Origin of the sequence: Thalassobacterium maritimum, assembly GCF_031127805.1 — a bacterium.
Classification (GTDB): Bacteria; Verrucomicrobiota; Verrucomicrobiia; order Opitutales; family Coraliomargaritaceae; genus Thalassobacterium; species Thalassobacterium maritimum.
Genome location: NZ_JARXHW010000048.1, coordinates 25671 through 31880, shown reverse-complemented (window position 1 = coordinate 31880; position 6210 = coordinate 25671). Strand labels below are relative to the sequence as shown.

5 protein-coding genes are annotated in these 6210 nt (G+C 53.6%); 3 read left to right on the top strand and 2 right to left on the bottom strand.

Annotated elements, in window-relative coordinates; all coding sequences use genetic code 11:
- Positions 1-134: 134 nt before the first annotated feature.
- Positions 135-818: a DUF1573 domain-containing protein gene (locus tag QEH52_RS16000; protein ID WP_308951795.1), complete on the bottom strand. Its 684-nt coding sequence runs from the start codon at positions 816-818 to the stop codon at positions 135-137.
- A gap of 188 nt (positions 819-1006) precedes the next feature.
- A complete protein-coding gene (locus QEH52_RS15995; protein ID WP_308951794.1) occupies positions 1007-2758 on the bottom strand; it encodes an ATP-binding cassette domain-containing protein in 1752 nt (583 codons plus the stop codon).
- Positions 2759-3323: 565 nt separating this feature from the next.
- Here QEH52_RS15995 and QEH52_RS15990 point away from each other — a divergent pair.
- From QEH52_RS15990 to QEH52_RS15980, 3 genes are all read left to right on the top strand, one after another.
- Positions 3324-4811 (top strand): SulP family inorganic anion transporter, encoded by a 1488-nt coding sequence (locus tag QEH52_RS15990; RefSeq protein WP_308951793.1) that lies wholly within the window; start codon positions 3324-3326, stop codon positions 4809-4811.
- A gap of 50 nt (positions 4812-4861) precedes the next feature.
- A complete protein-coding gene (locus tag QEH52_RS15985) occupies positions 4862-5719 on the top strand; it encodes a universal stress protein (RefSeq protein WP_308951791.1) in 858 nt (285 codons plus the stop codon).
- 129 nt (positions 5720-5848) lie between these two features.
- Complete coding sequence (locus QEH52_RS15980; RefSeq protein WP_308951790.1) at positions 5849-6025, top strand: hypothetical protein; 177 nt, start codon at positions 5849-5851, stop codon at positions 6023-6025.
- The last annotated feature ends 185 nt before the right edge of the window (positions 6026-6210 follow it).

The following is a 6210-nucleotide window of genomic DNA, read 5'->3' as shown; positions in this document are numbered from 1 at the left end:
TTAAGCGGTCTAATAAAATCTGTGGACATGGGGGGCACCGCTCAATCACGCTTAAATTGCGCTTAATTGTGGAGAGTTTTTGCCTAGTAATTAAAGTGCAGTTAAGTGATTCGAAGATGATCGTCGCCTGAGGATTAACGAATCAAAGCGTGGGCATAGATGATTTTCGGTTCTGCATCGGCCATTGCGACCGTCACCTTCACCAAGCCCCGGCCACTCGCTTCGGTTTTCAAGGGCGCGACCACGACCTCAACGTCGTTTGAACCTGCCACTGCCGGCAGCGCCTCAACCACAAAGTCAGCAGACTCGCATTCAACCGACACGACACTTGCACCGAGGCCCGCGTTAGGCGTGATTGTCAATGTCTTCGCAGCTGGCTCCGAACCAACTCGCCACAACAAAAGCCCAGGTTTCATAGTGACCAATTGCAGGATATCCAATTTGAGCGCGAGCTGAATTTCAGGCTGAGCTAAGTCTTTCGTCAGCACACGGACCTTCTTACTCTGCAAGCCCTGACGACTGCCGACCGAAAAATCTCCCTTAATGACACCCGATTCACCAGGCGCATAAGTCATCTTATCCAGCTTCGCGGTGGTGCAGCCGCAGGTGGTCTTGATCTCGCTGATCTCGACCGAAGAATCACCTTCATTTTTGAAAGCAAACTCGAAAGGATAACTCTTCACATCTGGAGCGATCGTATCTTCGATCAGCGTCCGTTCGAATTTAAGTTCCGCCCGAGCCGAATTCACCCCGAACAGTGCTAGAGCCAGTAGCGGAAATAGAAATGCGTTTTTGATTGTTTTATGTAATTGGCTCATTGCGTCGTTCATCTAACGACAACAAACAATCGACGAATCAGAGTGAGCCAAATCTTTTGACTAGTCTATTCAGACTAGTCACCTGTCATGCTAACCAATCACAACCAAATTAATTTACGTTATCGAGCAACTCCCCCACCAGCCAATCGTTTATCTAGAAGGCGACTTATAATAGACAAACACGCGGATCAAGAAGCGGAATCCCAACGCGTCTTTCCACATCCGTACAATACAAGTGCAGCGCCTACGACTATATGCAAAAATAAAACAGTGGCAGCCCCCCATTCCGAGGGGAGCCAAGAGACGTTCCCCATGCGGTAGGCATCGTAAAGTTGAAAGTCCTTCATTGAAGCAAAATAACCCGCCCATGACCAGTAGGCGTTGATGAAAGGACGGAGCAGCCAGACCACCGCATCGGGCAAAGCCAGAACAACGCCCGAAAGTGGCAGTTGGAAGCCGACCAAATAAATCGAGAGCAACGATGCCCGCTCTGCGCTGGATAGAACGGCGGACATGCCCAAGCAAACGAAGGTCATGGCCACACAGCAAAGCGCCATCATCCCGAGCTGCGGAAGAAAGGCTCCGGGGAACTGACAGATCACTTTAACAAAGAGAGCCATCCACAGACCTTGTAGTGTGGCGATGCTGCCAGTGAAGAGGAGTTTCGACAATGTATACATACCAGAGCGCAGCCCTTTGAGGCGTTCTTTCTCGAAGATTTGCCGCTCACCAGCAATCTCGCGCGCCCCATTGTTGGCCCCCATCAGGGTGAGCAGGACCACTTGAAACATAACCAGGCCGGTGACCAGCGTAGCGGTCTCGGCGGCCTCCATACGGTAGCGCAAATCACCCTGCAATTGCTGAATAAAGCTCCCGCTCCGTTCTAGGGCTAAGCCTTCGATCTGAGGGAGTCCTTTAATGGCAAAGATGACTACGATGCAGGGGAAACCAAAAGTCAGCGCCAACAGAAGCCAGAGGTAGCCAGTGTCCCGCATCAGAAGCTTGTAGCGGCGGCGCAACAGGGTAAGCAGCTGTGAGACTGCCGATGGCAAATGAGGGGGCTTGCCTTCAACAGCTACTGTTGACACGGCTGATTCTGACACAGAGCAAGTCGGTTCGACAGGCTCACGACAGGTCCGGAGACTTGCGTTGGGTTGACCATTCGATGGCGGCACTTCACAAGTGAAGGCCCTACGTCCAGTCCACTGCTCCAACCATTCATCCAAAGGCTTTTTTGCAAGGGCATGATAAAGCTTGAGTGGATCTTCGATCGCAAACCAGTCCTTCAATGAATCATAATCCCCCTGAAAGACTAGACGCCCCTGATAGAGAACAGTGATGTGGTCGAAGTCCGGCAGTTTTCCTAGATTATGAATCGTGCAAATAAAGGTCTTCTCATGTTCGAGCACCAAAGATCGGAGCAGGGCAATAATTTGATCTTCCGATAGCGGGTCGAGTCCAGAGGTGACTTCGTCGCAGATCAAACACTCGGGACTGCTGACTAATTCCAGCCCCAGCCCGAGTCGCCTCATTTGCCCGCCCGACAGACTCGAGACACGCTTCTCACCATGCTCGTCGAGCCCAATGAGCTTGAGCACACTGACCAGCGTATCCGCTTTCGAAGACAGATCAGAAACGGTGAGATCAAATGCATAAGCCAGCGACTCTTCAACCGTCAAGCTTGCGTGCGCAACACTGAACTGCGGGACGAATCCCAGCCGTTGGTCCGACGGAGATTCAGACGAATTCTGCTCACGATGTGCAATCTCCCCCTCGGAATCAACCAGCCCAAGAAAGGCTTTGATCAAGGTTGTTTTACCGCAACCAGAAGGACCGACCAATGCATTTAAACTGCGATCCGGGAAATGCGCATTGATATGATCCAGAATGACAAAATCGCTTCCATCGGCGCGAACGGACAACTCACTACAACTTAACATACCGAAGACTCGATACAAATGATCGGCACATTGACCAGAGAAATCGCCGGTCAAGTAACATTATTTAAAGTAGACAAAAATAGGGTCATCTAACCCCAATAGTCCAAGCAGACTAGCAGCGATAAATACCACTAATAGTAATAGCCAACTAAACTACCAACCACCAACAAAAATAGTCAAATACCACAACAGGATCAAGGAGCGAGGGCTCTTCAATGCATCCCACAAAACGGACAAGCACCCAACAAGTGGCGAGTCCACTCGAGGACGCCGGTCTTCAAAGACTAGCACGCGTGTTAGCATGACTCGTTCATCTGGTAGTCAAACCGAGCCGTCCCTCTAGGGCTAGGCTGGCAGATCTGGACCAACGCCTAAAGCCGCCGCGAGCGGCGACGCTACAAGAAAAACTCTCCACTCCCCACTATCTACTCCCGACTGCTCGCGCCGGCGCGCCGGCGCCGACGCAAGAAAGACTTGCGCTCGAGCCCATCTATAGCCTTAACAGGCAAACTTTAGCTTTCCCCAGCCAACAGCCCTCTGTTGGCTTTTCTATTTTTTAAGACCGATGACAAAGAATAAATATTTCCAAGAGTGGTTCTCGAACCCGCGCCGCGATGTGATCGCTGGCACGGTTGTCGCCCTTGCTCTGATCCCTGAGTCCCTCGCATTTGCCATTATCGCAGGTGTGGACCCGAAAGTCACACTCTACGCGTCATTCTGCATCGCGATCACCATTGCATTTGTCGGTGGTCGCCCGGGAATGATTTCCGCTGCAACCGGCGCGATTGCGTTGTTAATTGGTTCACTGGTCGCCAACCATGGTGTGCAATATCTACTGGCCGCGACATTGTTGACTGGGGTGCTGCAGATATTATGCGGCGTCTTTAAGTTAGCGGATCTGATGCGCTTCGTCTCCAAATCGGTGGTCACCGGCTTTGTCAATGCGCTCGCGATTCTCTATTTCATCACCCAAACCAAGGAGATGTGGGGGCAAGGTTGGATCATGTATGCGATGGTCGCTGGGGGCTTAGCCATCATTTACGGCTTTCCGCGCTTAACCACCGCAGTGCCCTCTCCGCTGATTTGTATCATCGTACTCACCACGGTTTCGATCACGATGGGCCTCGACACGACCCTTAAGACCGTCGGCGATATGGGAGACTTACCGAGTTCGCTGCCGTCTTTCCTCTTCCCAGATGTGCCTTGGAACTGGGAAACGTTCATGATTGTTCTGCCCTACGCAATTCCGATGACAGTGGTCGGCCTGCTGGAGTCTCTGATGACTGCGGGCATTTTGGATGACTTTACCGACACCGAAAGTGACAAGAATCGCGAATGTAAGGGGCAAGGCATTTCCAATCTCGTGGCTGGCTTCTTCGGTGGCATGGGTGGTTGCGCTATGATCGGGCAGTCCGTGATCAACGTAAAATCAGGCGGTCGTGGTCGTCTATCGACGGCAGCCTCTGGGATCGTATTACTAATTCTCATCTTTGTGCTGGGCGATTTGGTGAATCAAATTCCGATCGCGGCATTGGTCGCGGTCATGCTGATGGTCTCGTTCGGCACCTTTAACTGGTCCTCCATCAAAGGGCTGCGTAAGAATCACCTCACCTCCAGCATCGTGATGGTTTCGACAGTCGTGGCCGTAGTGGTGACCCACAATTTGGCGATCGGCGTCGGTATCGGCGTCGTTCTCAGCGCGCTGTTCTTTGCTTACAAGGTATCGCGACTCCTCGAGATCTCCTCCGAACTGGAAGTTTCTAAGAAAAAGCGCACCTACTCCGTCGTCGGACAACTCTTTTTCGTTTCAGCGGATACCTTCGCCGATGCCTTCGACTTCCATGAAGTGCTGGAGCATGTCACAATCGACGTCACGCATGCGCACTTCTGGGATTTATCCGCCGTCGGCGCCTTGGACCGAGTTGTCTTGAAATTCCGCCGCGAAGGCACTGAAGTAGAGATCGTCGGATTGAACGAAGCCAGCAAAACACTCGTTCTAAAAATAGCCACACACGACAAGCCCGGCGCAGAAGATGCGGCAGGCGGCCACTAGGATATCTCATTTCCTAATTCATAATTCCCAACTCCTAATTTCTGATCCCTATGCCTAACATACTAGCTTGCACCGACGGTTCCCAGTATTCACACAGCGTTTATGATCACGCGGCATGGGCTTCACGCCAAATGAACAGCGCATCGATCCACGTGATCCACATGCTGAACCCGCACCACGAGAAACCAGCCACCGCTAACTACAGTGGCTGCATCGGCTTGGGCGCACGCAGCGCACTGCTCAATGAACTAGTCGAACTCGAAGCCGCCAAAGCCAAGATCGCGAAAAAGCGCGGACAAGCGATCTTGGAAGATGCCACCACTCACCTCAAACAAGCCGGCGTCGCCCAAGTTCAAGCCGATCAATGGCACGGCAAACTGAGCGACGAGATCTCGAAGTATGAGCGCGACGCCGACCTCGTCGTGATCGGCAAACGCGGCAACAATGCCGACTTTGAAAAAGGCCACCTCGGCAGTAACCTGGAGCGCGTGGTGCGCAGCTGCCAACACCCGGTTTTAGTGGCCTCGCGAGCGTTTGATAAGATGAACACCTTCGTGCTCGCCTACGACGGCGGCAGTAGTGCACAAAAAGCGGTGGATTATGTCGCCAACGAGCCCCTGCTGAAAGGCATGCACGCCTATCTACTCTATGTCGGCTCTGGCAATGCCAAGATTGAGGCCTCCTTGGCAGCCGCCGAGGCCAAGCTCAAAGCTGCCGGCTATGAAGTCACCATCGAACAACGCGATGGCGAGCCCGAATCCATCATCAGCGATGTGGTGGCCCAAGACCACATCGACCTATTGGTAATGGGCGCCTACGGACACTCCAGCATTCGCCAGTTCATCGTCGGCAGCACCACCACCTCCATGATCCGCACGGTCAAGATTCCTGTGCTCCTGTTCCGCTAAGCTCAGAGCACTCCTCTGTAGCGATGCCACGCCAGTGGCGTCTCCCGACGCCCCCGAAGACCTCGCCCGCGCGAGTTCGCTACAACTGTTGACCTCCGCCGGACACAGCGCTGTAGCGATGCCACGCCAGTGGCGTCTTCCGACAGCCCCGAAGACCTCGCTCGCGCGAGTTCGCTACAACCGTTGACCTCCGCCGGACACAGCTCTGTAGCGATGCCACGCCCGTGGCGTCATCCCGACGGCCCCGAAGACCTCGCTTGCGCGAGTTCGCTACAACTGTTGACCTCCGCCCGACACCCTCTGTAGCGATGCCACGCCAGTGGCGTCTCCCGACGGCTCCGAAGACCTCGCTTGCGCGAGTTCGCTACTACTGTTGACCTCCGCCGGACACAGCTCTGTAGCGATGCCACGCTAGTGGCGTCTCCCGACAGCCCCGAAGACCTCGCTTGCGCGAGTTCGCTACAACTGTTGACCTCCGCCCGACACCCTCT

Excerpts from the sequence above, each read along its gene's own strand:
- QEH52_RS16000 (WP_308951795.1), bottom strand. The coding sequence starts at position 818 with ATGAGCCAATTACATAAAACAATCAAAAACGCATTTCTATTTCCGCTA.
- QEH52_RS15995 (WP_308951794.1), bottom strand. The coding sequence starts at position 2,758 with ATGTTAAGTTGTAGTGAGTTGTCCGTTCGCGCCGATGGAAGCGATTTT.
- QEH52_RS15990 (WP_308951793.1), top strand. The coding sequence starts at position 3,324 with ATGACAAAGAATAAATATTTCCAAGAGTGGTTCTCGAACCCGCGCCGC.
- QEH52_RS15985 (WP_308951791.1), top strand. The coding sequence starts at position 4,862 with ATGCCTAACATACTAGCTTGCACCGACGGTTCCCAGTATTCACACAGC.